Here is a 26,132-nt window from a genome sequence, read left to right on the forward strand (position 1 = left end):
CCTGTACTCCGGTTGAGTGACAGCGACACTACGCAACGTGTGCGTGGCGGGTGAGGCCTTTGGCATTTTCCGGTGGAACGTGCGCCCGGCGTACTAGGGTGGGTCAACTGACGGCTGCTTCCCGCCGGTTGGTCCATTTGTTCGACGAGGTCCAGGAGTGTGTCAACGGCTCCCGGACGCGTGCAGGGTGGTGAGCGCGGACGCGTGCGCCCCTCCGGACTCGGCCACGACCTCCGCCACCGTCTGGGGTTCCCGCGCGGTCGCGAAGGCGACGCCCCCGGAGCCGTCCGGCGCGAAACCGTAGATCCCGGGCCGGGCCAGGGAGTTGTAGGCGTAGTGGTGCGCGAAGTAGTACGCGCCCGTGTCCAGCGCCGCCGCGTAGTCGCCCTGCTCCAGCAGGGGCAGGGCGCGCCCCTCGGCGAGCAGGTCGCCCGAGAAGCAGGCCGGCCCCGCCACGTCCTGGGTCACCTCGGGGCCCGCCTTCGGCCGGCCCTTGGCGTCGTACGCGGCGATCCGCAGCGGCCAGGCCCCCGGCGCGTACACCGTCCGTGTGGCCACCTGCACACCCGCGTGCGTCACCGCGATCCGCCGCCCACCGGAGCTCTTCGCGTACTCCACCCGTGCCACCACCGTGCCGTGCTTGGCCAGCAGCGACCGCCCGAACTCGGTGACGATCCCGTACCGCCCGTCGAACAGCCCCGGCACCTCCTCCTCGAGCGTGCGCGCGTACTGCGCGTACGTCGGCGAGGTCGCCTCCGCGTCGAAGTTGACCGGCAGCCCTCCGCCGATGTCGAGCGTGTCGATCTGCCGCCGCCCGATCCGCGCGTTGATCTCCTCGGCCAGCGCGTACGTCTCCGCCACACCCCGCGCCAGCAGCGACAGCGGGATGCCCTGGGAGCCGGTGTGCGCGTGCAGCCGGGTCAGCCACGGCCGGTCGGCGTACGCCCGGACGACCCACTCGCGGGCGCCCTCGTCGCGCAGGGCCACCCCGAACTTCGAGGTCTCGGTCGCGGTCGAGGTCGCCCCGATGGTGCCGCCGCCGATCTGCGGGTTGACCCGGATGCCGAGCGGTGACCGGGTGGCCGCCGGCCGGACCAGCGCGTCGAGCCGGTCCAGCTCCTGCGGGTTGTCCGCGTTCACGGCGACGCCCAGCGCCAGCGCCTCGCGCAGTTCGGCCGGTGTCTTGGCGGGGGAGTCGAGCACCGTGTTCTCCGGCGGCAGCCCCGCCGCCCGCGCCAGCGCCAGCTCGCCCGGACTGGCCACCTCCGCGCCGATGCCCTCCTCGTGCAGCAGCCGCAGCACCGGTACCAGCGGGCTCGCCTTCACCGCGAAGGCGTGCAGCACCGGCGTCCCCGGCGCCACGACCGCGTCGAAGGCCGCCCGCAGCGCGGTCGCCGACTCCCGGATGCCGATGACGTCCAGCAGCCCCACCACGGCCGCGTCCGGCCCCAGCAGCCCCTGCTCCACCGCGCCGCGTACCGCCTCGTCGCGCCGGGCGGCCCGCTCCCGGGCCTCACCGTCGGTGTCGTGGTCCACGACCTCTCCCCTCCTGTCGGCCTTCGTGTACATCCAGCCAAACATCCGGGGCGCCCGGGTGTGAGCGCGGGGAGGTGTTGACTAGTTCTATTCAGGGCGTCAGGATGTGAATAGACGTAGTAACAGGAGGAGGCAGACGATGTCGGGACCCCGCCCCGTACGAGCACCGCGCGGCACGGAACTGAGCACCCTGGGATGGCAGCAGGAAGCCGCCCTGCGGATGCTGCAGAACAACCTCGACCCCGAGGTCGCCGAGCACCCCGACAAGCTCGTCGTCTACGGCGGCACCGGCAAGGCGGCCCGTGACTGGCGCTCCTTCGACGCCATGGTGCGCACGCTGCGGACGCTGAAGCAGGACGAGACCATGCTGGTCCAGTCCGGCCGCCCGGTCGGCGTGATGCAGACCCACGAGTGGGCCCCGCGCGTCCTCATCGCCAACTCCAACCTCGTCGGCGACTGGGCCAACTGGGAGGAGTTCCGCCGCCTGGAGGCCCTCGGTCTGACCATGTACGGTCAAATGACCGCCGGCTCCTGGATCTACATCGGCACCCAGGGCATCCTCCAGGGCACCTACGAGACCTTCTCCGCCGTCGCCGCGAAGAAGTTCGGCGGCACCCTCGCCGGGACCATCACCCTCACCGCCGGCCTCGGCGGCATGGGCGGCGCCCAGCCCCTCGCCGTGACCATGAACGACGGCGTCGCCATCTGCGTCGACTGCGACCCGCGCGCCATCGAGCGCCGCATCGAGCACCGGTACCTGGACGTCAAGGCCGACTCCCTGGACCACGCGCTCCAGCTCGCCACCGAGGCCCGCGATGCCCGCCGCCCGCTGTCCATCGGCGTCCTCGGCAACGCCGCCGAACTGGTCCCGCAGCTCCTGGCGATGGACGCGCCGATCGACATCGTCACCGACCAGACCTCCGCCCACGACCCGCTGGCCTACCTGCCCGTCGGCATCGCCTTCGAGGACATGGCCGACGCCGCCGCGAAGGACCCGGCCGGCTTCACCACGCGTGCCCGTGAGTCCATGGCGAAGCACGTGGAGGCCATGGTCGGCTTCATGGACGCCGGTGCCGAGGTCTTCGACTACGGCAACTCCATCCGCGGCGAGGCCCAGCTCGCCGGGTACGACCGCGCGTTCGCCTTCCCCGGCTTCGTGCCCGCCTACATCCGGCCCCTGTTCTGCGAGGGCAAGGGCCCGTTCCGCTGGGCGGCCCTGTCCGGCGACCCCGCCGACATCGCCAAGACCGACAAGGCGATCCTCGACCTCTTCCCGGAGAACGAGTCCCTGGCCCGCTGGATCAAGATGGCCGGCGAGCGCGTCCACTTCCAGGGCCTGCCCGCGCGCATCTGCTGGCTCGGCTACGGCGAGCGCGACAAGGCCGGCGAGCGCTTCAACGACATGGTGGCCTCCGGCGAGCTCGCCGCCCCGCTGGCCATCGGCCGCGACCACCTCGACTGCGGCTCCGTCGCCTCCCCGTACCGCGAGACCGAGGCCATGCTCGACGGCTCCGACGCGATCGCCGACTGGCCGCTGCTGAACGCCATGGTCAACGTGGCGTCCGGCGCGTCGTGGGTGTCCCTCCACCACGGTGGCGGCGTGGGCATGGGGCGCTCCATCCACGCCGGCCAGGTGACGGTGGCCGACGGCACGAAGCTGGGCGGGGAGAAGATCCGGCGCGTGCTCACCAACGACCCCGGTATGGGTGTCATCCGGCACGTGGACGCCGGTTACGACATCGCGGAGTCCGTCGCGGACGAGCGGGGGGTCCGGGTGCCGATGCGTGAGGGTGACGAGGCGTGAGTTCCGTTCGCGGCGGGGGCGGCGGCACTTCGGCGGGGGCCGGGGTGTCGTCGCCGGGCGCGGCTGCGGCTGCGCCCACCCGCCCCATCGTCCCGCCGAACGGCCCACAGCCTGTGGGTGGCTCCTTCCAGGAGATGTGGCGTGAGCTGCTGCCCATCGGGCGGCACCCGGACTCCGGCGGGTACCGGCGGTATGCCTGGAGCGGGGCCGACGGGGAGTGCCGGGCCTGGTTCGAGGAGCAGGCCCGGGCGCGCGGGCTGGCCTACGAGGTCGACCGGAACGGGAACCAGTGGGCCTGGCTCGGCGACCCGGCCGCCGGGGACGCCGTGGTCACCGGGTCGCACCTGGACTCGGTGCCGGACGGTGGTGCCTTCGACGGCCCCCTCGGCGTCGTGTCCTCCTTCGCGGCCCTCGACGAACTGCGCGCCGCGAACACGCGGTTCACCAAGCCCCTCGCCATCGTCAACTTCGGTGACGAGGAGGGCGCCCGGTTCGGTCTCGCCTGTGTCGGCTCCCGGCTCACCGCCGGAGAGCTGACCGTCGAGCAGGCCCACCGCCTCACCGACGCGGACGGTGTCACCCTCCCCCGGGCCATGGAGGCCGCCGGCTACGACCCCGAGGCCATCGGGGCCGACCCGGAACGGCTGGCCCGGATCGGCGCCTTCGTGGAACTCCATGTCGAACAGGGCCGCGCGCTGGACCTGTCCGGCGACCGGGTCGGCGTCGCCAGCGCCATCTGGCCGCACGGCCGCTGGCGCTTCGACTTCCGCGGCGAGGCCAACCACGCGGGCACCACCCGCCTGGTGGACCGGCGCGACCCGATGCTGTCCTACGCCGAGACGGTCCTCGCCGCCCGCCGCGAGGCCGAACTCGCCGGTGCCGTGGCCACCTTCGGCAAGATCTCCGTCGAGCCGAACGGTGTCAACGCCATCCCCTCCCTGGTGCGCGGCTGGCTCGACTCCCGCGCCGCCGACCAGGCGACCCTGGACACCGTCGTCGGCGGCATCGAGAAGGCCGCGCGCGAGTACGCCGACGCCCACGGCATCGACCTGGACGTCGTCCGGGAGTCCTTCACCCCGGTGGTCGAGTTCGACCACGCGCTGCGCGACGAACTCGGCCGCGTCCTCGGCAAGGACACCGGCCTCACGGTGCCCGTCCTGGGTACCGGCGCCGGACACGACGCCGGAATCCTCTCCGGACACATCCCGACCGCCATGCTGTTCGTGCGCAACCCCACCGGCGTCTCGCACTCCCCGGCCGAGTCCGCGGCCGAGGACGACTGCCTGGCCGGGGTGCGCGCGCTCGCCGACGTACTGGAAGGGCTGGCCTGCACGTGACCGACGCGACCTACTGGCTGGAGCACGCCTGGCTCGGCACCCATGTCGAGCCCGGAGTCGTGGTGGCGGCCGCGGACGGCCGGATCACCGCCGTCCGCACCGGCGTGCCCACCCCGCCGCCCGGCGCCGAGGTGCTGCGCGGACTGACCCTGCCGGGCCTGGCCAACGCCCACTCGCACGCCTTCCACCGGGCGCTGCGCGGCACGGTCCAGGTCGGCAGCGGCACCTTCTGGACCTGGCGCGAGGTGATGTACTCCGTCGCCGACCGGCTGACCCCGGAGACCTACCACGCCCTCGCCCGCGCGGTGTACGCCGAGATGGCCCTGGCCGGCATCACCTGCGTCGGCGAGTTCCACTACGTGCACCACGCGCCCGGCGGCACCCCCTACGCCGAGCCCAACGCCATGGGCGAGGCGCTGATCGCGGCCGCCGCCGAAGCCGGTATCCGCATCACCCTCCTGGACACCGCCTACCTTTCCTCCGCCATCCGGAACAAGCACAGCGGTGAGCCGCCCAACACCCACCAGCTGCGCTTCTCCGACGGCAGCGCGGAGGCCTGGGCCGAACGCTGTTCAGTTCTCAAGGAACGGGATCACGCACGGATCGGGGCGGCGATCCACTCCGTACGGGCCGTGCCCGCGGACCAGATGGCGACCGTGGCGCGCTGGGCGGAGGAGCGGCGGGCCCCGCTGCACGTGCACCTGTCCGAGCAGACCGCCGAGAACGAGGCCTGCCGGGCCGCGCACGGCCGCACCCCCACCCAACTGCTCGCCGACCACGGCGTCCTCGGGCCGCGCACCACCGGTGTGCACAACACCCACCTCACCGACGAGGACATCGCGCTGCTCGGCGGCTCGCGCACCGGCACCTGCATGTGCCCCACCACCGAACGCGACCTGGCGGACGGCATCGGCCCGGCCGTCGCCCTGCAGCGGGCGGGCTCCCCGCTCTCCCTGGGCTCCGACAGCCACGCGGTCATCGACCTGTTCGAAGAGGCGCGCGCGATGGAGCTGAACGAGCGGCTGCGCACCCGCACCCGGGGCCACTGGACGGCCGCGGCACTGCTGCGCGCCGCCACCGCCGACGGCCACGCGGCCCTCGGCTGGCAGGACGCCGGCACCATCGAGGCCGGCGCGCTCGCCGACCTGACGACGATCGCGCTCGACTCGGTCAGGACGGCCGGGCCGCTGCCCCGACTGGGCGCCGAGACGGCCGTATTCGCGGCGACCGCGGCGGACGTGCGGCACACGGTCGTGGGCGGCCGTCAGGTCGTACGGGACGGGGTCCACGCCCTCGTACCGGACGTGCCGAAAGCGCTCGCGGACGCGATCGAAGCCCTGCGCGGCTGACGCCCGCGCGGCCGAACCCCGCCGAACCCCGACCGGCCACCCACGAGGACACCATGAGCAGCAGCACCGTCATCACCAACATCGCCACGCTGGTCACCAACGACCCCTCCCTCGGTGACAGGTCCCCCCTGGGCCTGATCCAGGACGCGGCCGTCGTCATCGACGGCGACCGCATCGCGTGGACCGGTGAATCAAGGAAAGCACCCGCCACTGACAACCGGGTCGACGCGGGCGGCCGGGCGGTGCTGCCCGGCTTCGTGGACTCCCACTCCCACCTGGTCTTCGCCGGTGACCGCACCCAGGAGTTCAACGCCCGGATGTCCGGCCGCTCCTACACCGCGGGCGGCATCCGCACCACGGTCGCGGCCACCCGCGCCGCCTCCGACGCGGAGCTGGAGGCGAACCTCACCCGCTACCTGACGGAGGCACTCCGCCAGGGCACCACCACCTTCGAGACGAAGTCGGGCTATGGCCTCACCGTCGAGGACGAGGCCCGCGCCCTGCGCATCGCGGCCCGGCACACCGACGAGGTGACGTTCCTCGGCGCCCACATCGTCTCCCCAGAACACACCGACGACCCGGCGGCCTACGTCGCCCTGGTCACCGGCGAGATGCTGGACGCCTGCGCACCGCACGCCCGCTGGATCGACGTCTTCTGCGAGAAGGGCGCCTTCGACGGCGACCAGGCCCGCGCGATCCTCACCGCCGGCCGGGACAGGGGCCTGCACCCCAGGATCCACGCCAACCAGCTCTCCTACGGCCCCGGCGTGCAGCTGGCCGTCGAGCTGGACGCGGCCAGCGCCGACCACTGCACCCACCTCACCGACGCGGACGTCGACGCCCTCGCCCACAGCGACACGGTCGCCACCCTGCTGCCCGGCGCCGAGTTCTCCACCCGCGCCGAGTGGCCCGACGCCCGCCGCCTGCTGGACGCGGGCGTCACCGTGGCCCTGTCGACGGACTGCAACCCGGGCTCGTCCTTCACCTCCTCGGTCCCCTTCTGCGTCGCGCTCGCGGTGCGGGACATGGGGATGACCCCGGACGAGGCGGTCTGGTCGGCGACGGCCGGCGGCGCGGCCGCCCTGCGCCGCACGGACATCGGCCGCCTCGCCCCGGGGGCCCGCGCCGACCTGCTGCTGCTCGACGCCCCGAGCCATGTGCACCTGGCCTACCGGCCGGGCGTGCCGCTGGTCGCCGGCGTCTGGCGGCGCGGCGTGCGCGAGATCTGACCCGGGCGTCCGCGCCGGCCGGTCAGGCGGCCCCGGACCGCCACCGCTGCGCCGGCTCCCCGGCCAGCGGCCGCAGCACGAGCCCGTCGCCGCCGTCCGGGGTCACCGCCGTGCCGGTGTCGATCGCCGGACGGATCGTGCCGTCGGGTTCGACGCCGAAGCGAAGGTTCTGGCCGTTGCGGCCGTAGACCGAGTCGCACTCCCAGATGCCCACGCCCCGGTCGGTCGAGCCGCGGCTGTCCAGGCAGAAGTCGGAGTCGGCGGCCGAGCGCAGGACGCCCGGACCGGCGTCGACCCGCCAGCGCTGGGTGTCGGAGGAGTCGCAGGGCGCCATGACGACGTCGTTGCCCTTCCACAGCTCGCCGTCCCGGATGTCCAGGCAGCGGCCCGTGGCCAGGTTCACCACCTGGGCGAAGGCGCTGCCCGGCGGCACGGGCGCCGGGGACCGGGGCGGGGCGCCTCGGCTGGGCGGCGGGGAGGTGGCCGGGCGGTGCGAAGTCCTGCTCGGTGACGGCGACGGCGACGGCGACTCGGTGGTGCGTGACGGCGTCGGTGCGGGCGACGGGGACAGTGAGACCGTGGCCGTCACCGTCACCGGCGGGGGAGTGGGCGTCGCCGCCGACGCGTGCCGGTCGGCGGCCTCGGACGGGGAGAGCAGGAAGACCAGCAGGGGGGCCAGGGCCACGCCCAGCGCCGTCGAGGCCAGCAGGTAGCGGCGGCCGGGCGGCCGGTTCCGGCGGGCGGCACGCGGGCCGGGCGCGGGAACCGGACCGGCGGCCCGTAGGTACGCCGTCCCGTGCCAGGGGAGCAGGCCCTCCGCCAGGGTCTGCCGCGGGGCGTCCCGCAGCGCGGTCAGCTCCTCGACGGCGGCCGTGCAGTGCGGGCAGCGAGCCCGGTGGGCGTCCAGGTCGGAGCTGCGGCGGGGGCCGTCGGGCCGTACCGCCTCCTCGATCAGCCGGCGGAAGTCGGCACAGCGCGGGTCGTCCGAGCCGGCCAGGCGGTGCCGCAGACAGGCCTGGGCCAGCGCCTGCACCGCCTGCGGGGTGTCATGGGTCACGTCCACGCGGCTCAGGCCGAGATGGGCGGCGGTGCGCTCCACGGGCTCCGCTTCCAGGACGCCGTACCAGATCAGGCCCTGGGCGCGGGACGGGAGCGTCTGGAACGCCGGGAGGAGGGGTGGCACGGGCCCCTCGGGCAGGCCGCCGGCGTTCAGCACCAGCAGCAGGCCCGCGTCGACGCCCGCGGAGCGTTCGTCGGCCGCCCAGGCGGCCGCCAGCCGGGCGGTGAGCAGCAGGAGCTGGAGGCGCAGCGGTACGTTCGGCTCCCGGCCGCGAGCCGTCTCACGGGCCGCCTCGGTCAGGGTCTCCGCGGCCAGCCGGCGGGCCGCCGACTCGCTCGACGCGCACAGCCGGGCGTAGGCGAGGACCGCCGGGTGGTGCCGGCGGCGCAGTTCCTGAAGGGCCGGGTAGGCCGTCGGGGACGGGGTGCGCAGCAGCGCCGTCAGCCGCGCGTCCGGCGCTTCGGCGAGTCCCGTGTCCGCCTCGGCCCCGTCGCCGCCCTGAGCCATCGCGTGCCCTCCGTCCCCGAACTCTCCGGCGTACCGGCCGGTTTGGGGGCTCATGGTGGTGGAGCGGCGCGGTTCGGGAAAGACGTTTCCCTCGGTAACCCCGGTAACGGTTCGCGCATGACGCGGGTGCACGGACCCGTGAGCCCGGCTCATGGGCGACCCATGAGCCGACAGGCATGAGGGATGGAGCGCCGGGTACCCGTCGAACCGGAGAGTCCCGTCCCGGAAACGGCGAAGCGGCCCGGCGCCGTGGCCGGGCCGCCTGGCACGCGGCACCAAAGGGATCACTCCTCGACGGTGAGCCCCTTGCGCAGCCGCACCAGCGTCCGCGACAGCAGCCGGGAGACGTGCATCTGGGAGATGCCCAGTTCCTCGCCGATCTCCGACTGGGTCATACCGGCGACGAAGCGCAGTGAAAGGATCTTGCGGTCCCTGGAGGGGAGCTCGGCGATCAGGGGCTTCAGCGACTCGACGTACTCGATGCCTTCCAGCCCGTGGTCCTCGTACCCGATACGGTCCGCGAGCGCGCCCTCGGAGTCGTCCTCCTCGGGCTGGGCGTCCAGGGAGGACGCGGTGTAGGCGTTGGAGGCGGCCATGCCCTCGACGACCTCGTCGTTGGAGATGCCGAGTCGCTCGGCGAGTTCCGCCACCGTGGGGGCGCGGTCCAGCTTCTGCGCCAGCTCGTCCCCGGCCTTGGCCAGGTCCAGCCGCAGTTCCTGCAGCCGGCGCGGCACCCGCACGGACCACGAGGTGTCGCGGAAGAAGCGCTTGATCTCGCCGATGATGGTCGGCATCGCGAACGTGGGGAACTCCACACCGCGGGAGAGCTCGAAGCGGTCGATCGCCTTGATCAGGCCGATGGTGCCGACCTGGATGATGTCCTCCATCGGCTCGCTGCGGGAGCGGAAGCGGGAGGCGGCGAACTTGACCAGCGCGAGGTTCAGCTCGACCAGCGTGTTGCGCACGTACGAGTAGTCGGGCGTCCCTTCCTCGAGCGACTCGAGGCGCTCGAAGAGCGTCCGGGACAGCGCCCGGGCGTCGACCGGGCCGACCTCGTCGAAGGGCGGGATCTCCGGGAGTCCCTCGATCGCCTCGAGGGGATTGATGGGATGATCCAGTTCCGGTGGGGGTGTCGACGTCGCGACCGGGGTATGCGATTCGTCGAGCCGGGGTGACATGGGTGTCCTCCATCGTTCTCGGCATATGGCTGCCGAAGCCAAAAATCGTGCACTGCGGTGTGCGGCGCCTCCGAAGCCGGCTGTAGGGCTGTGTGTCCTTACTAGCCCTACCCGCTTCACCGAGCAGGTCGCAAGTGCGTTCTGTGTCGATATGTCCGATTGTGGGAGGTTGTTCGGGTGTCGGAGTGCGATTGAAAGGCGTAATGTTCGAGGGCATCAGCGGCCACGACCTCGGGAGAGAGACGGCATGGACCACGGGACGGTCGGCAGCGCACAGTCGGGCCGGCTTCTGGTGGAGGTGCGGGAAGAGGGTCCCAGCGCCGTAGTCACCCCTGCGGGTGAACTGGACCACCACACCGCCGATCTTCTGCGCGAGCCCCTCGACGACCTTCTGGAGAAGGGGTTCTCAAGGCTTGTGGTGGACTGCTCACGGCTTGAGTTCTGCGACTCCACCGGACTGAACGTTCTGCTCGGTGCGCGGCTCAAGGCGGAGGCCGCCGGCGGCGGAGTGCACCTGGCGGGCATGCTCCCGGTGGTGGCGCGCGTGTTCGAGATCACCGGGGCCGAGGCGGTCTTCACCGTCCATGACTCCGTAGAGGCCGCACTGGCCGGCGACTCCGACTGAACCCGTGCTTCCGCCGTTCCCGGACGGCCGATGTCTGTACGGGGCACCGGTCATGTCCAAACGGGGGGTGTTCCGCCGGATCCGTCGGGCAGGAGTCATCCTGAAAGCCGTCGACCGCGAACACGCCGAGCCGTCGGGGAACCGATGAACGGCCTGGGCGCGAGGTACGTGCGAAGGGCGGACGACGGAGGAGTCGTGGGCGGACTGTGCAAGACCGCCCGGCATCGAACGGTGCCGGAATGTTGAACTGTGAACTGGTGGATCGGTGAGGTGAAGCGCTGATGAGCACCACCCGGCCTTACTCGCCGGGCGACCGCGGCCCGGAGCCCAGCGGCGCTTCCGGGGCGTCCGAAGGGGGTGCGCCGGAGCCGGGCGCGTCCACGGGGGCAGCCGCGCCGTCCGTGCCGTCCGAGGGCGCGCCCCCGGGACGGGGGCGGCAGGTACGCACGCTGCGCCTGGACGGCGAGAGCGGTGTCGTCCCGCTCGCCCGTGACTTCACCCGCCAGGCCCTGTACGCGTGGGGCTGGCTGCCCGCGGCCGGCGCCGATCAGCGTGCCGCCGCCGAGGACGTGCTGCTCGTGGTGTCCGAGCTGGTCACCAACGCCTGCCTGCACGCCGAGGGCCCGGACGAGCTGCTCCTCGCCTGCGACAACAAGGTGATCCGGCTGGAGGTCTCCGACCGGGGAACCGGCCAGCCGGCCCCCCGCACCCCGCACCGCGCCGGCCGCCCCGGCGGGCACGGCATGTTCATCGTGCAGCGGCTCTGCCTGGACTGGGGCGTCCAGCGCGTCCCGGGCCGCGACGGCAAGACCGTGTGGGCGGAGCTGGGCGCACCGGCGTAACCAGCCGAAGCGCGCCCCCGCCCGCCGCACCGGCGTGACCCGCCCGGGTGGCCCCGCTTTCCGCGTCGGCGTACCAGTGCGCCCACCGCGCGCACCCGCTCTCGTACGCGGGCACAGTCACGGAACGCACCCGCTCACACGCGCGGGCACGGCCACCAGGCGCACCCGCTCACACGCGCGGGCACGGCTACCGGGCGCACCCGCTCGCCCCACTGGTCCACACGCCGTGCGTGCGCGCTGCCCCACCCGCCGCGCACTCGCACCGGCGCTCCCGTCGAGCGCACGTGCTCCCGCACACCCCTCCCGCGCACCCTTCGCGCGCCCCCAGAGGCATCCAGGCCCCCCGAGGTACCCACGCCCCCCGGGGTACCGCGTATCGCCGCACGCCCCTCCGCGACCCGCGCCGCCGTCCTTCCGCACGGCCCGGGCGCGGGGACGGGGACGGGGACGGCCCAGGGTGCGGGGACTACGCACCTCAGATCTTGCTCAGAACCCCCCAGGCGATTTGCCACCAAGATCAAATACGGCATAGCGTCCCCGTCGTTCGTGCAAGCAAAGCGAACAGACATGCTGCCGCCGGGCGAATCAGCAGTTGAGCGATTGACCATCGCTCGCGGGGTCCGGCGGAGGAAAGAGGAGCAAATGATCTGGGGGAAGAAGGTGGCGGGCGGTCTGCTCGCCACCGTCCTCATGGCGACGGGGACCGGCCTTGCCACCGCGGGCACCGCGGAGGCGGCCGGCGCCAAGTACAAGTGCACCGCCGTGGTGCACCTCGACCTGGGCCGGCCCAAGGCCACGTCCTCGTGCAAGAAGTCCGCGTCGGGCAAGACGGTGAGCCGGCACCGGGTGAAGCTGGTGTGCGACGTGATCCGCGGCCGCGGCACCCCGCACGAGATCCCGTGGTACCTGTGGGGGCCCTGGGTGAAGCCCGGTCAGAAGTCCACAGTGATGTGCGGCTTCAGCAGCTTCACCCGGTCCTGGTCGGTCGAGACGAAGTCCTGACCTGCGAGCCGTGGACCCGGACAACGACGCAGGGCCGCCGCACATCCTGTGCGGCGGCCCTGCGTCGTTGTGTATGGGGGTGCGTCAGCGCACGTCGCCCATCAGCGTCTTCACCTTCCGGCGGTACATCCACACCGCGAAGCCGGCGAGCGCCGCGAGGGCCGCCTCCCCGAAGACCGCGCCCGTGCCGCCGAGGTCGACCCCGGCGATGGCCGGGTTGGACAGCAGGCTGGTGATGGAGTCGCCCGCGGTGACCGCGAGGAACCACACGCCCATCATCTGGCTGGCGTACTTGGCCGGGGCCATCTTCGTCGTCACCGACAGACCCACCGGCGACAGGCACAGCTCACCGACGGTCTGGATGAAGTAGATGCCGACCAGCCACATCGGGCTGACCGCGGTGCCGTTGGCGGCCATGCCCAGCGGGATCAGGAAGAAGAAGAACGACACGCCGACCAGGACCAGACCCATCGAGAACTTCACGATGGTGCTGGGCTCCTTGCCCCGGCGGTTCAGCCACATCCAGACCCAGGCGAAGACCGGGGCCAGCGCCATGATGAACAGCGGGTTCAGCGACTGGTACCAGGAGGACGGGAAGTCGAAGCCCAGCAGCGAGCCGGCGGCCTTGCCCTCACCGAACGCCTGGACGGTGGACGCGCCCTGGTCGTAGATCATCCAGAACACGGCGGCCGCGACGAAGAACCAGATGTAGCCGGTCATCTTCGACTGCTCGGTGGACGACAGTTCCTTGTCCCGCTTGATGCGCATCAGCACACCGGCCGGGATGATCAGACCGATGACGGTCAGCGGGATCATCGCCCAGTTCAGGGTGAAGTGGCCGGTGACGCCCACGACGCCGTAGAACACGGCCGCGATGATGACCCAGGTCAGGCCCTTGCGCAGCCAGGAGGTGCGCTCCTCGGTGCTCAGCGGCTTCGGGACGACGCTGCTCTGCGGGTTCAGGTGGCGGGTGCCGAGCAGGAACGCGGCCAGACCGATCGCCATGCCGACCGCGGCCATGCCGAAGCCGAGGTGCCAGTTGACCTCCTGGCCGACGGTGCCGATGGCCAGCGGGGCGAAGAAGGCGCCCGCGTTGATGCCCATGTAGAAGATCGTGAAGCCACCGTCACGGCGCGGGTCGTCCGGGCCGTCGTACAGGTGCCCCACCATCGTGGAGATGTTGGCCTTGAGCAGACCCGAACCGGCCGCGACCAGCGCCAGACCGGCGAAGAACGGCGCCTGACCGCCGGGCAGGGCCAGCACGATGTGGCCGGACATGATCGTCACAGCGGCGATGGCCACCGTCTTGCGCGGGCCCCAGACGCGGTCACCGAGCCAGCCACCGGGCATGGCGAGCAGGTACACCATCGCCGAGTAGACGGACACGATCACCGTGGTGGTGGCCACGTCCATCGCCAGGCCGCCGCCCATGCTGCCCTTGCCGGCATCGGGGCCGCCGGAGAGCAGGTAGACGGTGAGCAGGGCCTTCATGCCGTAGTAGGAGAAACGCTCCCACATCTCGGTCATGAAGAGAGTGGCCAGTCCGCGGGGGTGGCCGAAGAAGGTCTTCTCGGACCCGGGGGTGCCCGGGCGGACCGAGTCCTTCGTCAGGCTGGACGCCATGGTCGTTCCTTGCTGGTCGGGACGCGCGATGGAGCGTTGCGCGCCCGGTGGGGGGTGGCCGGCACCGGCGGGGTCACTCATCCACCCCCACGCCCAGGGGGAGTCCGCTCCGGATCGCGGAGCGGCGGACGGCGACCACCGGGATCCACGCCCCGCACGCGTCACTGCGTCCGGAGCCCGGCGAGAGGTCATTCCTTTCAGGGCTGATCTTCGTCAGCCCGCACACAAAAGAGACCTTCAGCGACAAGTGCCCGCCAAAGGTCCTCGGTGTGCTACAGGCGTTCACGTCACTCTACGTCATGACACTGCCGGATATGGAAGGACTTGAGACACGGATCACAGGTGTCGGGGGAACCGCGGGGCCTGATTCGAAGGTCTTCTCAACGATCGCATCCCCCAGGCAATGGTTCGTACCACTGGTCCGGGAAGGTAAGAATCCCGGGAAGCGATCACACCCCGGCACCGAGCGCGGGCGGTCTACCATCACCTCATGACCCGTGTACTGCTCGCCGAGGACGACGCGTCCATCTCGGAGCCGCTGGCCCGCGCCCTGCGCCGGGAAGGCTACGAGGTCGAGGTGCGCGAGGACGGACCCACCGCGCTCGACGCCGGCATCCAGGGCGGTGTCGATCTGGTCGTGCTCGACCTGGGCCTGCCCGGCATGGACGGCCTGGAGGTCGCCCGCCGGCTGCGTGCCGACGGGCAGTCCGTGCCGATCCTCATCCTGACCGCGCGCGCCGACGAGGTGGACACCGTCGTGGGCCTGGACGCGGGCGCCGACGACTACGTCACCAAGCCCTTCCGGCTCGCCGAACTGCTCGCCCGGGTACGGGCCCTGCTGCGGCGCGGCGCCGCCGAGCCCCAGCAGCCGCCGGCCACGCACGGGGTGCGCATCGACGTCGAGTCGCACCGCGCCTGGATGGGCGAGGAGGAACTCCAGCTCACCGCGAAGGAGTTCGACCTGCTGCGGGTGCTGGTGCGGGACGCCGGGCGCGTGGTCACCCGGGACCAGCTCATGCGCGAGGTCTGGGACACCACCTGGTGGTCGTCCACCAAGACCCTCGACATGCACATCTCCTGGCTGCGCAAGAAGCTCGGCGACGACGCGGCGAACCCCCGCTACATCGCCACCGTGCGCGGAGTCGGCTTCCGCTTCGAAAAGAGCTGAGCCCCCCACCGGGGGCCCGGCACCGCTTCAGGTAACCAGGACATGCGCCGACGTCTCATCCAGTCCACCCTCGCCGTCGTCCTCGTCGTGATCGCCGTCTTCGGGGTCTCCCTGGTGATCGTCGAGACGCGGACCATCACCAGCAGCGCCCAGGAGCGGGTCGAGTCCGAGGCGGTGCGGCTGGCGAGCATCGTTGACAGCCGCATCCTCGCGGAGGAGAACGTCAACTCCGAGGTCCTGCGCAACCCGGTCAGCAAGGACCAGTACGCGGTCATCGAAGTCCCCGGCCGGAAGCCGATCGAGATCGGCAGCAAGCCCGAGGGCGACGTCATCCACGCCACGCAGCGGGGCGAGGAGGGCGAGACGGTCACCGTGCAGGAGCCGCGCTCCGCGGTCACCCGCGAGGTCGGCCGCACCCTGCTGATCATCGGGCTGGTCGCGCTGCTCGCGGTGATCGCCGCCGTGCTGCTCGCCGTCCGCCAGGCCAACCGCCTCGCCTCCCCGCTGACCGACCTGGCCGAGACCGCCGAACGCCTCGGCTCCGGCGACCCGCGCCCGAGGCACAAGCGGTACGGCGTCCCCGAGCTGGACCGGGTCGCCGATGTCCTGGACTCCTCCGCCGAGCGGATCGGGCGCATGCTGACCGCCGAGCGCCGCCTGGCCGCCGACGCCTCCCACCAGCTCCGCACGCCGCTGACCGCGCTGTCCATGCGGCTGGAGGAGATCACCCTCACCGACGACCCGGACACGGTGAAGGACGAGGCGACGATCGCGCTGACCCAGGTCGAGCGGCTGACGGACGTGGTGCAGCGGCTGCTGACCAACGCCCGCGACCCCCGCACCGGCTCCGCCGTCACCTTCGACCTCGACGAGGTCATCCAGCAGCAGCTCGCCGAGTGGCGGCCCGCCTACCGCAGCGCCGGCCGGGCCGTCGTCTCCTCCGGCAAGCGGCATCTGCACGCCGTCGGCACCCCCGGCGCGGTCGCGCAGGTGCTGGCCGCGCTGATCGAGAACTCCCTCATGCACGGCGGCGGGACCGTGGCCCTGCGCACCCGGGTCACCGGCAACCAGGCGGTCGTGGAGGTCACCGACGAGGGGCCCGGTGTCCCGGCCGACCTCGGCGCGCGGATCTTCGAGCGCACCATCAGCGGCCGCAACTCCACCGGCATCGGACTGGCCGTGGCCCGCGATCTCGCGGAGGCCGACGGGGGCCGCCTGGAGCTGCTCCAGGCCAAGCCGCCGGTGTTCGGCCTGTTCCTGTCCCGCACGCCCCCCTCCCGCAAACCGCAGGAGAACGGGCCCACGGTCCGCTAGCGGGACCCGGGACATCCCCGGAACCGGCTGCGGCAGCCGGCTACGGCACGCGCTGCCGGGGCTCGGACGCGGGCTTCCTGGGCTGCTGCGCCAGGATCGACTCCGCGCCCGCCAGCGCCTCCCGGGCGGGCATGGCACGGAACACCCAGGTGCGGTACGACCAGAAGCGGAACAGGGTGGCGACGCCGATGCCCACGAACTTGAAGATGTTGCTCTGCAGCGGGCTGTCCCAGCCGAAGCCGTAGGTCGCCAGGTACAGCACGCCGTTCTCGATCACCAGACCGATCGCGCTGAACAGCAGGAACAGCGTGAGCTCCCGGGTACGGCCGCTCTTCTCACGGTCCCGGTACGTCCAGTAACGGAAGCCCACGTAATTGAAGGCGATGGCGACGACGGTCGCGATGACGCTGGCGCGCACCACCGGCAGGTCGGAGACGTGCCGGACCAGGTTGAACACGCCCAGGTTGACGAGGACACCGGCACCGCCGACGGCACCGAACTTGGCCACCTCGCGTACGAGCCGTTGCAGCCCCGAGGAACGTAGTTCCATGGCTGTGCAGCTCCCGTCCGTAGGTTTCGTCAGCCAAGCCATGCTATCCAGGCCGCACCCCCGGCGCCTGCGGACGAGGCCACAGCTTGGGAACGGGTCGGAAAGAGCCGGGAAAGCCCAGGGTAAGAGGGGGTGTGAGGCCGGTAGGCCGGGCGGGTCGGCGTGGCCGATACGCTAGGGGGGTGACGTTCCCGGTAGTCGGCATGGTCGGCGGGGGGCAGCTCGCGCGTATGACGCACGAAGCCGGCATCCCGTTGGGCATCAGGTTCAAGCTCCTCAGTGACACCCCTCAGGATTCCGCGGCACAGGTCGTGAACGATGTCGTCGTCGGCGACTATCGCGACCTGGACACGCTGCGTGAGTTCGCGCGCGGGTGCGACGTGATCACCTTCGATCACGAACATGTACCCACCGAGCACCTCAGGGCCCTGGAGGCGGACGGTATCCCCGTGCGCCCGGGGCCCGACGCGCTCGTGCACGCCCAGGACAAGGGCGTGATGCGGGCGAGGCTCGACGCGATCGGCATCCCCTGCCCGCGGCACCGCATCGTGAGCGACCCGCGGGACGTGGCCGCCTTCGCACGCGAGGGCCTCGCCGAGGGCGCAGAGGGCGACGGCTTCCCCGTCGTCCTGAAGACCGTCCGCGGCGGCTACGACGGCAAGGGCGTGTGGGTCGTCGACTCCGCCGAGGAGGCCGCCGACCCGTTCCGCGCGGGCGTGCCCGTCCTCGCCGAGGAGAAGGTCGACTACGTGCGGGAGCTCGCCGCCAACGTCGTACGCTCCCCGCACGGCCAGGCCGTCGCCTATCCGGTGGTCGAGTCGCGGCAGGTGAACGGCGTCTGCGACACCGTCATCGCGCCCGCCCCCGACCTCGGTGAGGACCTCGCGCTGCGGGCCGAGGAGATGGCCCTGACCATCGCCAAGGAACTCGGCGTCGTCGGCCACCTCGCCGTCGAGCTGTTCCAGACCCGCGACGGCCGCATCCTCGTCAACGAACTCGCGATGCGCCCGCACAACTCCGGCCACTGGACCCAGGACGGCGCGGTCACCTCCCAGTTCGCCAACCACGTCCGCGCGGTCCTCGACCTGCCGCTCGGCGACCCGCGGCCGCGCGCCCCGTGGACCGTCATGGTGAACGTCCTGGGCGGCGACTACCCGGACATGTACTCCGCGTACTTGCACTGCATGGCCCGCGACCCCAAGCTCAAGATCCACATGTACGGCAAGGACGTGAAGCCCGGCCGCAAGGTCGGACACGTCAACACCTACGGCGAGGACCTGGACGACGTCCTCGAGCGCGCACGGCACGCAGCCGGCTACCTGAGAGGCACGATCACCGAATGAGCCCTGTTGTTGGCATCGTCATGGGGTCGGACTCCGACTGGCCCGTCATGGAGGCCGCCGCCAAGGCGCTGGACGAGTTCGAGATCGCCTACGAGGTCGACGTCGTCTCCGCGCACCGCATGCCGCGCGAGATGATCACGTACGGCGAGCGGGCGGCCGAGCGCGGCCTGAAGGCGATCATCGCCGGCGCGGGCGGTGCCGCCCACCTGCCCGGCATGCTCGCCTCCGTCACCCCGCTGCCGGTCATCGGCGTCCCGGTCCCGCTGAAGTACCTCGACGGCATGGACTCCCTGCTGTCGATCGTGCAGATGCCGGCCGGCGTCCCGGTCGCCACCGTCTCCGTCGCCGGTGCCCGCAACGCCGGTCTGCTCGCGGCCCGCATGCTCGCCGCGCACGACGAGGATCTGCTCCAGCGGATGCGCGACTTCATGCAGGACCTCAACGACCAGGCCACCGAGAAGGGCAAGCGCCTGCGGACCAAGGTCGAGGGCGCGGGCAGCGGCTTCGGCTTCGGGAATTGACCGCTCCCCCGCCATAGCGGGGGATTCCCGGCTCACGCCGCACGATCGCTCGGCGAGCGGTCGAGTCTTACGCGATCAGCGCCAACCGGGTTCGGACCAGCCCGGACCAGCATCACGCGGGCGGAGTTCTTGTCCCTGGGGGACAGGGCTCCGCACGTGGTGCAGCGGCCTTGCGTGCCATCGTGGCGCGACTGAGGAACTTCGGGCGGAAGTCACCGGGACTTGCCGAAGTCGCGAATGATCTGTTGCTGCGGAACAGACCTGCTTCCCGCAGCCAGGGATTGCCTGCCCTCGCTGCTGTGAGCATGCGGTCGAGACGGCCGGGCCGCACGTCTCGCCGCTTTGGTGGGCCTTCGGGGAACGGGCGACACACTCGTCCAGATCCCACCTGCAACGGGCCCACTCGGCCTCCAGCGCGGCGCCGGCGGCCGACGAGACGCGCAGCCGGTAGGTGTGGCGAGCGTGCCCGGCCGATGCGGTCGCCGTCGGATCCCCCATGCCCTCGCCCTCGTGCCCCGTTTCCGCGACCGCTCCCCAAAGGGGTGTGCGCGTGAACGGGTGTGCGCATCGGCCGTGCTCTCCTGAGAAGCTGTCCGGGCGCTTCTCTCCCATGGCCCCGGCGTGAACACGCCGTGGCCCAGTAAGGAACAGGTATGCCCATGACATCAGTGGACGAGGCCCGCGAGCTGCTGCGTGAGTTCCCGGTGGTCGACGGCCACAACGACCTGCCGTGGGCCCTGCGTGCCCAGGTCAACTACGACCTGGACGCCCGGGACATCGCCGCGGACCAGAACGCCCACCTGCACACCGACCTTCCCCGGCTGCGCGCCGGCGGGGTCGGCGCCCAGTACTGGTCGGTCTTCGTGCCCTCGGACCGCCCCGGCGCGGTACCGGCCACGCTCGAGCAGATCGACTGCGTTCGGCAGCTGATCGACCGCTACCCGGCCGACCTGGCCCCCGCGCTGACCGCGGCGGACATGGAGGCGGCGCGGCAGGGCGGCCGGATCGCCTCCCTGATGGGTGCCGAGGGCGGTCACTCCATCGCCAACTCGCTCGGCACCCTGCGCGGCCTGTACGCACTCGGCGTGCGGTACATGACGCTCACCCACAACGACAACAACGACTGGGCGGACTCCGCGACCGACGAGCCCAACGTCGGCGGCCTGTCGGCGTTCGGCCACGAGGTCGTGCGCGAGATGAACCGGCTCGGCATGCTCGTCGACCTCTCCCACGTGGCGGCGACGACCATGCGGGACGCGCTGGACACCTCCACCGCGCCGGTGATCTTCTCGCACTCCTCCTCCCGGGCCGTCTGCGACCACCCGCGCAACATCCCGGACGACGTCCTGGAGCGGCTGCCCGCCAACGGCGGCATGGCGATGGTGACGTTCGTGCCGAAGTTCGTGCTCCAGGCGGCGGTCGACTGGACGGCGGCGGCCGACGCGAACCTGCGCGCCCACGGCTTCCACCACCTCGACACCACCGCCGAGGCCATGAAGGTGCACCGCGCCTTCGAGGAGAGCACCCCGCGCCCGGTCGCCACGGTGTCCACGGTCGCCGACCACCTCGACCACATGCGCGAGGTCGCGGGCATCGACCACCTCGGTATCGGCGGTGACTACGACGGCACGGCGTTCACCCCGGACGGCCTGGACGACGTCTCCGGCTACCCGAACCTGCTCGCCGAACTGCTCGACCGCGGCTGGTCCCGCCCCGACCTGGCCAAGCTGACCTGGCAGAACGCGGTACGCGTGCTGGGCGCGGCGGAGGACGTCGCCCGCGACCTCCGGGCCACCCGCACCCCGTCCAACGCCACGATCGAGTCCCTGGACGGCACCGGGGCCTGACGGCAGGCAGCGGACGGCAGGCCTGTTTGGCGGGCCTGCCGTCCGGCGGGTCTGCCTGTCCGGTGGTCGGGCCCGTGTGGACCGGCCCGTGTGGACCGGCCCGTGTGGTGGTCGCGCTCGTTCGGTGGTTCGGCGTGGCCGGCGGCCGGCCCTTGTGAGCGGGCCCGCCTGTACGCCGGCCCGCCTGTCCGGCGGCTCGTCGCGGACCCGGCCGGAGGCCTCCGTACGAGGGTGGCCGACGTGGCGGTGAAGGCCCCCGGCGGTACCCCCGAACGCCCCACTCACCAGGACGACACCTCTCCCGCTACCCCCAGCTGATCGCCGAGCTGCTCCGCCGCGGCTGGGCCGAGTCCGAGCTGGCCGAGCTGGCCCTGCTGACCTGGCAGAACGTCCAGCGGGTGCTGCGCAGGGCGGACTTCACCGCCAAGACCGCACAGCACCGCCGCGGCCCGTCGACCGCGAGCATCACGGAGCTGGACGGCTGGGCGGCCAGGCCCTTCCAGCGGCCGTCAGTCGAGCCCGTCCGGCCGCTCGATCCGGCACAGGCAGAACGGATGCCCGGCCGGATCGGCGTACACCTGGAAGTCCTTCTTCTCCCGGTCCTCCAAGTCCAGCGGCCGGGCTCCCAGCGCGAGGACCTTCTTGTGGGCCGCGTCCATGTCCGTCCAGGTCGGCCCGCCGTCGAAGTCCAGGTGGAACTGCTGCGAGTCCCGGTCGGCGCGCGGCCACTGGGGCGGAGTGAATCCCTCGGCCCGCTGGAAGGAGAGCCGCGGCCCGTCCGGGACCCGCAGGACGACCCAGTTGTCGTCCTCGGCGTCCGGAGTGCCGCCCGCCACCGCCGCGTAGAACGCGGCCAGCGCCTGCGGGTCGGGGCAGTCGAGCACGACGCTGCGCAGACGGGCGATGGCCATGGGTCCTCCAGGTGTCAGCAGGCGCAGAGGCAGAACGGGTGCCCGGCCGGGTCGGCGTAAACCCGGAAGCTGTTCCCGCCCTGCTCGGCCAGCGGCTTCGCGCCCAGCGCCAGCACCCCCTTCTCCGCCTCGTCCAGGTCCTCCACCACCAGGTCCAGATGCAGCTGCTGCGAGGCGTCCGGCGACGGCCAGCGCGGCGGGACGTGTCCGGGGGCCCGCTGGAAGGCGAGCGCCTGCCCGCCCGGCACCTTCAGGTCCACCCACTGCGCGTCCCCCTCAGGGGTGCCGCCCAGTACCTCGGCGTAGAAACCGGCGAGCGCGTGCGGGTCCGGGCAGTCCAGGACGACCACACCCAGCTTGGCGAGAGCCATGACTTCCTCCACGACGTTCGAGTTACCGTTGAACCCGGTTATCCGGTAACGGTTACCGCATGCTCCCGCAAGGCGGGTAACGTCGCAACCGGATTGCGGAGAAGAGAGGCGGACATGACCGAGCGATCACCCGCCCCGGAAGGCCTGGCGCTGATCGAGTCCCTGGTGAACACGCTCGACATCGAGAGCGGGCGGGACGCGCTCGACACGGCCGACGGCCGGCGGCTCCTCGGGCTCACCGAGGACGAACTGCCCGGCGCCCGCACCCTGCGCGAGTCACTGCGGGCCACCCTGCTCGCCCACGCCGGCCACCCGCCGCACCGCGAGGTCACCCCGCTCGGCGAGCTGCTGGCCCACGCCCCCCTGCACGTCACCGTCGACCCCGGCGACGGCTCGGCGGCCCTCGCCCCGGCCGACACCGGCCCGCTGCTCTCCCGGGTCGCCGCGGCCGTCGCCCAGGCCCTGGTCGCGGGCACCTGGACCCGGCTGAAGGCCTGCGCCGCCGACACCTGCCACTGGGCGTACTACGACCGCAGCCCCGCCGGCCGCGGCCGCTGGTGCTCGATGCAGGTCTGCGGAGCGCGCGCCAAGATGCGCCGGTACCGGGCGAAGGAGCCGTACACGACAGAAAGTTCGACGGCCACATAGCCGCCCAGTGGGGCAGAATGCGGGAGGACGCCGGTTCGGCCGACTGAGCCTCGGCCGAACCGGCGTCCTCCGGAACGCACTCGGAGCCGGCGCTACGCGGTCGGGCGGCCCATCGCCCGGTACGTCCACCCGGCCCGCCGCCACAGCTCCGGGTCCAGCGCGTTGCGCCCGTCCAGGATCAGCCGGGCCGCCGCCGCCTCGCCCAGCGCCGCCGGGTCCAGCTCGCGGAACTCCCGCCACTCCGTCAGGTGCAGCACCACGTCGGCCCCCCGGACCGCCTCCAGGGCGGAATCCGCGTAACCCAGCGTCGGGAAGATCTTGCGGGCGTTCGCCATGCCCTTCGGGTCGTACACGGTCACCTGACCGCCCTGCAGATGGATCTGCCCGGCCACGTTCAGCGCCGGCGAGTCCCGCACGTCGTCCGAGTCGGGCTTGAAGGCGGCACCCAGCACCGCCACCCGCTTGCCCAGGAACGAGCCGCCCCCGAGCGCCTCCCGGGCCATCTCCACCATCTGGCCGCGCCGGCGCATGTTGATGGAGTCGATCTCCCGCAGGAAGGTCAGCGCCTGGTCCGCGCCCAGCTCACCGGCGCGCGCCATGAACGCCCGGATGTCCTTCGGCAGACAGCCGCCGCCGAACCCGATCCCGGCGCGCAGGAACTTCCGCCCGATCCGGTCGTCGTAACCGATGGCCTCCGCGAGCTGCGCCACGTCACCGCCGCCCGCCTCGCAGACCTCCGCCATCGCGTTGATGAACGAGATCTTCGTCGCGAGGAACGAGTTCGCCGCGGTCTTCACCAGCTCGGCCGTCGGGAAGTCCGTCACCACGAACGGGGCGCCGTCGCCGACCGGCGTCGCGTACACCTCGCGCAGCAGCTTCTCCGCCCGCTCGCTGCGCACCCCCACCACGATCCGGTCCGGGTGCAGCGTGTCCTGCACCGCGAAGCCCTCACGCAGGAACTCCGGGTTCCAGGCCAGCTCCGCGTCCGCGCCGGCGGGCGCGTGCTCCGCGAGGTAGTCGGCCAGCCGGTCCGCCGAACCCACCGGCACGGTCGACTTGCCGACCACCAGCGCCGGGCCGCGCAGATGCGGGGCGAGCGAGGCGATGGCCGCGTCGACGTACGACATGTCGGCCGCGTAGTCCCCGTGCCGCTGCGGAGTGTTCACGCACACGAAGTGCACATCGCCGAACTCGGCCACCTCGGCCCAGTCCGTGGTGAACCGCAGCCGCCCCGAGGACCCCTCGAAGCCCGTCACGTGCCTGCGCAGCAGCTCCTCGAGCCCCGGCTCGTACATCGGGGTCTCGCCGCGCTCCAGCATGGCGATCTTCTCGGGCACGACGTCGAGCCCCAGCACCTCGAAGCCCAGCTCGGCCATGGCCGCGGCGTGCGTGGCGCCGAGATAGCCGGTGCCGATCACGGTGATCTTCAGGCTCATGGGTGCGCTCCAGCTCGGGGACTCGGTCATGCGGTGCCTGAGCATAGTCGGGCCGCCCACCGGGCATTTTCCCCGCTGTCGCCAAGCTCACGTAGGCGGGTTCCGGGCGGCCCACTAAAATTTGAGTTACTTAACGGTAATTAGCGTCAGTATCACTGTGTCTTTGGAGCGTGAGAGACCGTGGCCGGAACGGCTGACTTCGACCTGTACCGCCCGTCCGAGGAGCACGACATGCTCCGGGACGCCGTCCGCTCGCTGGTCGAGGCGAAGATCGCGCCGTTCGCCGCGGCGGTCGACGAGGAGGCCCGCTTCCCCCAGGAGGCCCTCGACGCGCTCGTGGCGAACGACCTCGCCGCCGTGCACGTCCCCGAGGAGTACGGCGGCGCCGGCGCCGACGCGCTCGCCACGGTCATCGTGATCGAGGAAGTCGCCCGCGCCTGCGTCTCCTCCTCCCTGATCCCCGCGGTGAACAAGCTGGGCTCCCTGCCGGTGATCCTCTCAGGCGGCGAGGAGTTGAAGAAGAAGTACCTGACCCCGCTCGCCAAGGGCGACGCGATGTTCTCGTACTGCCTCTCCGAGCCGGAGGCGGGCTCGGACGCGGTCGGCATGAAGACCAAGGCGGTCCGCGACGGCGACCACTGGATCCTCAACGGCGTGAAGCGCTGGATCACCAACGCGGGCGTCTCCGAGTACTACACGGTGATGGCGGTCACGGACCCCGCCAAGCGCTCCAAGGGCATCTCGGCGTTCGTGGTCGAGAAGTCGGACGAGGGCGTCTCCTTCGGCGCCCCGGAGAAGAAGCTCGGCATCAAGGGCTCCCCGACCCGCGAGGTCTACTTCGACAACGTCCGCATCCCCGCCGACCGCATGATCGGCGAGGAGGGCACCGGCTTCGCCACCGCCATGAAGACCCTGGACCACACCCGCATCACCATCGCCGCCCAGGCGCTCGGTGTCGCCCAGGGCGCCCTCGACTACGCCAAGGGCTACGTCCAGGAGCGCAAGCAGTTCGGCAAGCCGATCGCCGACTTCCAGGGCATCCAGTTCATGCTCGCGGACATGTCCATGAAGATCTCGGCGGCCCGCGCCCTCACCTACCAGGCCGCCGCCGCCTCCGAGCGCGGCGACGCCGACCTCACCTACCTCGGCGCCGCCGCCAAGTGCTTCGCCTCGGACACGGCGATGGAGGTCACCACCGACGCCGTCCAGCTCCTCGGCGGCTACGGCTACACCCGCGACTATCCGGTGGAGCGCATGATGCGCGACGCGAAGATCACCCAGATATACGAAGGCACCAACCAGGTCCAGCGCATCGTCATGGCGCGCAACCTGCCGTAGCCGGTCGCGGTTCCGCTCTCCTCGGAAGGCGCCCCACGGGGCGCCTTCCGTCTGTCCCGGGGGGCCTTACGACCGGTCGGTCACATGCGGGCCGGGGTGGGTGGGCGTAGGACGGAAGCACACGGGGCCCGATCCGGGTCCCAGCCTTCCCAGGAGGAGCCATGACCCAGCCCGGAACCATGACCCCGATGAGCAAGGAGATGCAGGACTGCGTCGAGGCCTGCATGACGGCGCACACCATGTGCGAGGAGACCATGAGCTCCTGCATGCACATGGGCGGCCAGCCCCAGATGCAGATCATGCGCGCGCTCATGGACTGCTCCGAGATGACCCGCATGTGCTCCGACATGATGATGCGCCGCTCGCCCATGGCCCAGGAGATGTGCGCGATGTGCGCCAAGGCCTGCGACATGTGCGTCGAGGCGTGTATGTCCATGCCGGACGACCAGCAGCTCATGCGCTGCGCCGAGGCGTGTCGCCGCTGCGCGGAGATGTGCCGGACGATGGCGGGCGCCCGGATGTGACCTCGCGCGCCTGCGTGTGATCAAGGGCACCCACGGGGTGCCCTTGATCGTTTGTACGGCAGGCTGGGC

At 71.8% G+C, this 26,132-nt stretch carries 23 protein-coding genes and 2 pseudogenes; 16 read left to right on the forward strand and 9 right to left on the reverse strand.

The genetic code is table 11. The features are described from left to right. Positions 1 to 162 precede the first annotated feature (162 nt). Positions 163 to 1,569 (reverse strand): diaminopimelate decarboxylase, encoded by a 1,407-nt coding sequence (locus tag ABZ478_RS21920; RefSeq protein WP_359551970.1) that lies wholly within the window; start codon positions 1,567 to 1,569, stop codon positions 163 to 165. Positions 1,570 to 1,675: 106 nt separating this feature from the next. On the opposite strand from ABZ478_RS21920, the gene hutU reads away from it, so the two are divergent. The 4 genes from hutU (at position 1,676) to hutI (ending at position 7,255) form a co-directional block, all read left to right on the forward strand. Beyond that, entirely contained in the window at positions 1,676 to 3,340 is a 1,665-nt protein-coding gene (gene hutU / locus ABZ478_RS21925) for a urocanate hydratase (protein WP_358928916.1), read from the forward strand. 134 nt (positions 3,341 to 3,474) lie between these two features. Next, complete coding sequence (locus tag ABZ478_RS21930; protein WP_359552056.1) at positions 3,475 to 4,677, forward strand: allantoate amidohydrolase; 1,203 nt, start codon at positions 3,475 to 3,477, stop codon at positions 4,675 to 4,677. Then, positions 4,674 to 6,026, forward strand: a complete 1,353-nt coding sequence (locus ABZ478_RS21935; RefSeq protein WP_358928920.1) for a formimidoylglutamate deiminase — start codon at positions 4,674 to 4,676, stop codon at positions 6,024 to 6,026. Before ABZ478_RS21930 ends, ABZ478_RS21935 begins: the two co-directional genes overlap by 4 nt. A gap of 53 nt (positions 6,027 to 6,079) precedes the next feature. Then, complete coding sequence (hutI, locus tag ABZ478_RS21940; RefSeq protein ID WP_359551972.1) at positions 6,080 to 7,255, forward strand: imidazolonepropionase; 1,176 nt, start codon at positions 6,080 to 6,082, stop codon at positions 7,253 to 7,255. 22 nt (positions 7,256 to 7,277) lie between these two features. Here hutI and ABZ478_RS21945 read toward each other — a convergent pair whose 3' ends face one another. Together ABZ478_RS21945 and ABZ478_RS21950 are read right to left on the reverse strand one after the other, a co-directional pair. Then, a complete protein-coding gene (locus tag ABZ478_RS21945) occupies positions 7,278 to 8,822 on the reverse strand; it encodes an RICIN domain-containing protein (RefSeq protein ID WP_359551974.1) in 1,545 nt (514 codons plus the stop codon). Positions 8,823 to 9,106: 284 nt separating this feature from the next. Further along, on the reverse strand, positions 9,107 to 10,000 hold the full coding sequence (locus ABZ478_RS21950; protein ID WP_359551976.1) for an RNA polymerase sigma factor SigF: 894 nt from the start codon (positions 9,998 to 10,000) through the stop codon (positions 9,107 to 9,109). Between the two features lie 247 nt (positions 10,001 to 10,247). Between ABZ478_RS21950 and ABZ478_RS21955 the strand changes: the two genes are divergently transcribed. The 3 genes from ABZ478_RS21955 to ABZ478_RS21965 all read left to right on the forward strand — a co-directional run bounded on the left by ABZ478_RS21955 (position 10,248) and on the right by ABZ478_RS21965 (position 12,469). Next, positions 10,248 to 10,625 (forward strand): anti-sigma factor antagonist, encoded by a 378-nt coding sequence (locus ABZ478_RS21955; RefSeq protein ID WP_199210801.1) that lies wholly within the window; start codon positions 10,248 to 10,250, stop codon positions 10,623 to 10,625. A 281-nt stretch (positions 10,626 to 10,906) separates the two neighbouring features. Beyond that, positions 10,907 to 11,467 (forward strand): ATP-binding protein, encoded by a 561-nt coding sequence (locus tag ABZ478_RS21960; RefSeq protein WP_359551978.1) that lies wholly within the window; start codon positions 10,907 to 10,909, stop codon positions 11,465 to 11,467. A gap of 642 nt (positions 11,468 to 12,109) precedes the next feature. After that, the gene (locus tag ABZ478_RS21965) at positions 12,110 to 12,469 is read left to right on the forward strand and encodes a hypothetical protein (protein ID WP_359551979.1); all 360 of its coding nucleotides are present in this window, start codon (positions 12,110 to 12,112) and stop codon (positions 12,467 to 12,469) included. Between the two features lie 84 nt (positions 12,470 to 12,553). On the opposite strand, the gene ABZ478_RS21970 is transcribed toward ABZ478_RS21965, so the two are convergent. Then, positions 12,554 to 14,092 (reverse strand): oligopeptide:H+ symporter, encoded by a 1,539-nt coding sequence (locus tag ABZ478_RS21970; protein ID WP_359551981.1) that lies wholly within the window; start codon positions 14,090 to 14,092, stop codon positions 12,554 to 12,556. 490 nt (positions 14,093 to 14,582) lie between these two features. On the opposite strand from ABZ478_RS21970, the gene ABZ478_RS21975 reads away from it, so the two are divergent. Further along, positions 14,583 to 15,260, forward strand: coding sequence for a response regulator transcription factor (locus tag ABZ478_RS21975; protein WP_143631351.1), 678 nt, complete (start codon positions 14,583 to 14,585; stop codon positions 15,258 to 15,260). A gap of 42 nt (positions 15,261 to 15,302) precedes the next feature. Further along, the gene (locus ABZ478_RS21980) at positions 15,303 to 16,574 is read left to right on the forward strand and encodes an ATP-binding protein (protein ID WP_359551983.1); all 1,272 of its coding nucleotides are present in this window, start codon (positions 15,303 to 15,305) and stop codon (positions 16,572 to 16,574) included. 40 nt (positions 16,575 to 16,614) lie between these two features. Here the strand turns inward: ABZ478_RS21980 and ABZ478_RS21985 are convergent, their stop codons facing one another. After that, positions 16,615 to 17,124 (reverse strand): GtrA family protein, encoded by a 510-nt coding sequence (locus ABZ478_RS21985; protein WP_359551984.1) that lies wholly within the window; start codon positions 17,122 to 17,124, stop codon positions 16,615 to 16,617. Between the two features lie 182 nt (positions 17,125 to 17,306). On the opposite strand from ABZ478_RS21985, the gene ABZ478_RS21990 reads away from it, so the two are divergent. Continuing rightward, positions 17,307 to 18,467, forward strand: coding sequence for a 5-(carboxyamino)imidazole ribonucleotide synthase (locus tag ABZ478_RS21990; protein WP_358928940.1), 1,161 nt, complete (start codon positions 17,307 to 17,309; stop codon positions 18,465 to 18,467). Then, positions 18,464 to 18,988, forward strand: coding sequence for a 5-(carboxyamino)imidazole ribonucleotide mutase (purE, locus tag ABZ478_RS21995; RefSeq protein ID WP_359551986.1), 525 nt, complete (start codon positions 18,464 to 18,466; stop codon positions 18,986 to 18,988). Before ABZ478_RS21990 ends, purE begins: the two co-directional genes overlap by 4 nt. Positions 18,989 to 19,203: 215 nt before the next feature. Here purE and ABZ478_RS22000 read toward each other — a convergent pair. After that, positions 19,204 to 19,486: pseudogene (locus ABZ478_RS22000) on the reverse strand (RNA-guided endonuclease TnpB family protein); the annotation flags it as partial. A 161-nt stretch (positions 19,487 to 19,647) separates the two neighbouring features. On the opposite strand from ABZ478_RS22000, the gene ABZ478_RS22005 reads away from it, so the two are divergent. Together ABZ478_RS22005 and ABZ478_RS22010 are read left to right on the forward strand one after the other, a co-directional pair. Beyond that, complete coding sequence (locus tag ABZ478_RS22005; RefSeq protein WP_359552058.1) at positions 19,648 to 20,835, forward strand: dipeptidase; 1,188 nt, start codon at positions 19,648 to 19,650, stop codon at positions 20,833 to 20,835. 299 nt (positions 20,836 to 21,134) lie between these two features. Beyond that, positions 21,135 to 21,317 (forward strand): annotated as a pseudogene (locus ABZ478_RS22010) (membrane dipeptidase); the annotation flags it as partial. A gap of 27 nt (positions 21,318 to 21,344) precedes the next feature. On the opposite strand, the gene ABZ478_RS22015 reads toward ABZ478_RS22010, so the two are convergent. Together ABZ478_RS22015 and ABZ478_RS22020 are read right to left on the reverse strand one after the other, a co-directional pair. Then, positions 21,345 to 21,746, reverse strand: a complete 402-nt coding sequence (locus tag ABZ478_RS22015; RefSeq protein ID WP_359551988.1) for a VOC family protein — start codon at positions 21,744 to 21,746, stop codon at positions 21,345 to 21,347. 14 nt (positions 21,747 to 21,760) lie between these two features. Next, positions 21,761 to 22,117, reverse strand: coding sequence for a VOC family protein (locus ABZ478_RS22020; protein ID WP_358928946.1), 357 nt, complete (start codon positions 22,115 to 22,117; stop codon positions 21,761 to 21,763). Positions 22,118 to 22,231: 114 nt separating this feature from the next. On the opposite strand from ABZ478_RS22020, the gene ABZ478_RS22025 reads away from it, so the two are divergent. Beyond that, positions 22,232 to 22,765 carry a CGNR zinc finger domain-containing protein gene (locus ABZ478_RS22025; protein WP_359551989.1) on the forward strand — a complete coding sequence of 178 codons (534 nt, stop codon included), beginning with the start codon at positions 22,232 to 22,234 and terminating at the stop codon, positions 22,763 to 22,765. A 92-nt stretch (positions 22,766 to 22,857) separates the two neighbouring features. Here the strand turns inward: ABZ478_RS22025 and ABZ478_RS22030 are convergent, their stop codons facing one another. After that, entirely contained in the window at positions 22,858 to 24,201 is a 1,344-nt protein-coding gene (locus ABZ478_RS22030) for a UDP-glucose/GDP-mannose dehydrogenase family protein (protein WP_359551991.1), read from the reverse strand. A 180-nt stretch (positions 24,202 to 24,381) separates the two neighbouring features. Between ABZ478_RS22030 and ABZ478_RS22035 the strand changes: the two genes are divergently transcribed. Together ABZ478_RS22035 and ABZ478_RS22040 are read left to right on the forward strand one after the other, a co-directional pair. Continuing rightward, entirely contained in the window at positions 24,382 to 25,539 is a 1,158-nt protein-coding gene (locus ABZ478_RS22035) for an acyl-CoA dehydrogenase family protein (RefSeq protein ID WP_359551993.1), read from the forward strand. A 161-nt stretch (positions 25,540 to 25,700) separates the two neighbouring features. Next, complete coding sequence (locus tag ABZ478_RS22040; RefSeq protein ID WP_359551995.1) at positions 25,701 to 26,063, forward strand: four-helix bundle copper-binding protein; 363 nt, start codon at positions 25,701 to 25,703, stop codon at positions 26,061 to 26,063. The last annotated feature ends 69 nt before the right edge of the window (positions 26,064 to 26,132 follow it).

The organism is Streptomyces sp. NPDC005706 (genome assembly GCF_040631045.1).
Lineage (GTDB): Bacteria > Actinomycetota > Actinomycetes > Streptomycetales > Streptomycetaceae > Streptomyces.

Excerpts from the sequence above, each read along its gene's own strand:
- purE (WP_359551986.1), top strand. The coding sequence starts at position 18,464 with ATGAGCCCTGTTGTTGGCATCGTCATGGGGTCGGACTCCGACTGGCCC.
- ABZ478_RS22020 (WP_358928946.1), bottom strand. The coding sequence starts at position 22,117 with ATGGCTCTCGCCAAGCTGGGTGTGGTCGTCCTGGACTGCCCGGACCCG.
- hutI (WP_359551972.1), top strand. The coding sequence starts at position 6,080 with ATGAGCAGCAGCACCGTCATCACCAACATCGCCACGCTGGTCACCAAC.
- ABZ478_RS21920 (WP_359551970.1), bottom strand. The coding sequence starts at position 1,569 with ATGTACACGAAGGCCGACAGGAGGGGAGAGGTCGTGGACCACGACACC.
- ABZ478_RS21955 (WP_199210801.1), top strand. The coding sequence starts at position 10,248 with ATGGACCACGGGACGGTCGGCAGCGCACAGTCGGGCCGGCTTCTGGTG.
- ABZ478_RS22040 (WP_359551995.1), top strand. The coding sequence starts at position 25,701 with ATGACCCAGCCCGGAACCATGACCCCGATGAGCAAGGAGATGCAGGAC.
- ABZ478_RS22025 (WP_359551989.1), top strand. The coding sequence starts at position 22,232 with ATGACCGAGCGATCACCCGCCCCGGAAGGCCTGGCGCTGATCGAGTCC.
- ABZ478_RS21960 (WP_359551978.1), top strand. The coding sequence starts at position 10,907 with ATGAGCACCACCCGGCCTTACTCGCCGGGCGACCGCGGCCCGGAGCCC.
- ABZ478_RS21975 (WP_143631351.1), top strand. The coding sequence starts at position 14,583 with ATGACCCGTGTACTGCTCGCCGAGGACGACGCGTCCATCTCGGAGCCG.
- ABZ478_RS22005 (WP_359552058.1), top strand. The coding sequence starts at position 19,648 with ATGACATCAGTGGACGAGGCCCGCGAGCTGCTGCGTGAGTTCCCGGTG.
- ABZ478_RS21980 (WP_359551983.1), top strand. The coding sequence starts at position 15,303 with ATGCGCCGACGTCTCATCCAGTCCACCCTCGCCGTCGTCCTCGTCGTG.
- ABZ478_RS21985 (WP_359551984.1), bottom strand. The coding sequence starts at position 17,124 with ATGGAACTACGTTCCTCGGGGCTGCAACGGCTCGTACGCGAGGTGGCC.
- ABZ478_RS21950 (WP_359551976.1), bottom strand. The coding sequence starts at position 10,000 with ATGTCACCCCGGCTCGACGAATCGCATACCCCGGTCGCGACGTCGACA.
- ABZ478_RS21945 (WP_359551974.1), bottom strand. The coding sequence starts at position 8,822 with ATGGCTCAGGGCGGCGACGGGGCCGAGGCGGACACGGGACTCGCCGAA.
- ABZ478_RS21970 (WP_359551981.1), bottom strand. The coding sequence starts at position 14,092 with ATGGCGTCCAGCCTGACGAAGGACTCGGTCCGCCCGGGCACCCCCGGG.
- ABZ478_RS21965 (WP_359551979.1), top strand. The coding sequence starts at position 12,110 with ATGATCTGGGGGAAGAAGGTGGCGGGCGGTCTGCTCGCCACCGTCCTC.
- ABZ478_RS22030 (WP_359551991.1), bottom strand. The coding sequence starts at position 24,201 with ATGAGCCTGAAGATCACCGTGATCGGCACCGGCTATCTCGGCGCCACG.
- ABZ478_RS21930 (WP_359552056.1), top strand. The coding sequence starts at position 3,475 with ATGTGGCGTGAGCTGCTGCCCATCGGGCGGCACCCGGACTCCGGCGGG.
- ABZ478_RS22015 (WP_359551988.1), bottom strand. The coding sequence starts at position 21,746 with ATGGCCATCGCCCGTCTGCGCAGCGTCGTGCTCGACTGCCCCGACCCG.
- hutU (WP_358928916.1), top strand. The coding sequence starts at position 1,676 with ATGTCGGGACCCCGCCCCGTACGAGCACCGCGCGGCACGGAACTGAGC.